General features: G+C 74.9%; 2 protein-coding genes. One reads left to right on the top strand and one right to left on the bottom strand.

What is annotated here, in order from left to right:
• A partial coding sequence (locus AB0K09_RS33125; RefSeq protein ID WP_366069098.1) for an 8-amino-7-oxononanoate synthase occupies positions 1 to 1040 on the bottom strand: 1040 nt, incomplete at its 3' end.
• Positions 1041 to 1188: 148 nt separating this feature from the next.
• Here AB0K09_RS33125 and AB0K09_RS33120 point away from each other — a divergent pair.
• The coding region (locus AB0K09_RS33120; RefSeq protein WP_366069097.1) for a radical SAM protein at positions 1189 to 1772 on the top strand (584 nt) is incomplete at its 3' end.

The following is a 1772-nucleotide window of genomic DNA, read 5'->3' as shown; positions in this document are numbered from 1 at the left end:
CGCGGCGTTCGACGTGGCGGGCAAGGGGGACGCGGTCGCCGTCTCCGTAGAGCTGACGGGGAGTCCCGAGCGGGTGGTGACCATCGCCGACCCGGCGCCGCGTCGGGCCGTACGGCCGCGAGACCCGCCCCGGTCAGTCCGCGGTGCAGTTCCCGGGCCACGGCCCTCACGCGTGTCGCGCGCTCCGGCTCCCGGCGCAGCAGGTCCAGGGCGCGCAGTGCGCCGCCGACGGCGGCGGGCGCCAGGCCCGTGTCGAAGATGAAGGTGCGGGCGGTACTGACGAGGTGCTCGATGACCCGGGCGGGGCCGAGCACGGCGCCGCCCTGGCCGCCGAGCGACTTCGACAGGGTGACGGTGGCGACGACGTCCCGCGCGCCGGCCAGCCCCGCCGCGTGGAGGGCGCCGCGGCCGCCCTCGCCGAGCACCCCGAACCCGTGCGCGTCGTCCACCAGCAGTCCGGCGCCGTGCGCCCGGCACGCCCCGGCGAGAGCGGCCAGCGGTGCGGCGTCGCCGTCGACGGAGAAGACGGAGTCGGTGACGGCCAGCGCCCGGCCCTCGTGCGCCGCGAGGGCCTTGGCCACCGCCTCGGGGTCGGCGTGCGGCACGACGGTCTTCTCCGCACGGGCCAGCCGGCAGCCGTCGATGAGCGAGGCGTGGTTGCCCTCGTCGGACACCAGCAGCGTGCCGGAGCCGGCGGGGCCGGAGAGCGCGGTGACGGCGGCGAGGTTCGCGGCGTACCCGGAGGAGAAGACCAGTGCGGCCTCGAAGCCGCAGAACGCGCTCAGCGCGTCCTCCAGCCGGGCATGGAGCGTGGTGCTGCCGGTGACGAGCCGGGACCCCGTGGCGCCCGCGCCCCAGCGGCGGGCCGCGTCCGCGGCGGCCGCGGTGACCTCGGGATGGCGGGTCAGGCCCAGGTAGTCGTTGCCGGCCAGATCGACGAGGCCGGCGTCGGCGGATCGCGGGCGCAGGGTCCGCACCAGACCGGCGGCGCTCAGCCGCGCGTGCTGCGCGTCGATCCAGTCGAACGGGTCCCGCGGCATCGTCCGTCCCTCGGTCGGCGGTGGTGTGAGTGCAAGGTAGTGCCTGGCCGGGCCCGTCCGGGGTGTGGTGATACACACACCTCGAACGGCCCCTGTTGTTCGGTCCTGACCTTGGCCGGGCGTGCCGCCGTGGGTAAGGATCTCCGGCATGGACCTGCTGAACACGCTGGTGGAGAAGGGGCTGCGGCGGGAGCTGCCGACCCGTGACGAGGCGCTCGCCGTCCTGGCGACCTCCGACGACGAGCTGCTCGACGTGGTGGCCGCCGCCGGCAAGGTGCGCCGCAAGTGGTTCGGGCGCCGGGTGAAGCTCAACTACCTGGTCAACCTCAAGTCGGGGCTGTGCCCGGAGGACTGCTCGTACTGCTCGCAGCGGCTCGGCTCGGAGGCCGGGATCCTCAAGTACACCTGGCTGAAGCCCGACGAGGCGTCCCGGGCCGCGGCGGCCGGTGTGGCCGGCGGGGCGAAGAGGGTCTGTCTCGTCGCCAGCGGCCGGGGGCCGACCGACCGGGACGTGGACCGGGTCTCGAAGACCATCGCGGCCATCAAGGAGGAGAACGAGGACGTCGAGGTGTGCGCCTGTCTCGGGCTGCTCACCGACGGGCAGGCGGAGCGGCTGCGGGAGGCGGGCGCCGACGCCTACAACCACAACCTCAACACCTCCGAGGCCACGTACGGCGCCATCACCACCACCCACACCTACGCCGACCGCGTCGAGACGGTGCGCCAGGCGCA

Source organism: Streptomyces sp. NPDC049577 (assembly GCF_040675635.1).
Classification (GTDB): domain Bacteria; phylum Actinomycetota; class Actinomycetes; order Streptomycetales; family Streptomycetaceae; genus Streptomyces.
This window is presented reverse-complemented; position numbering and strand designations above follow the sequence as displayed.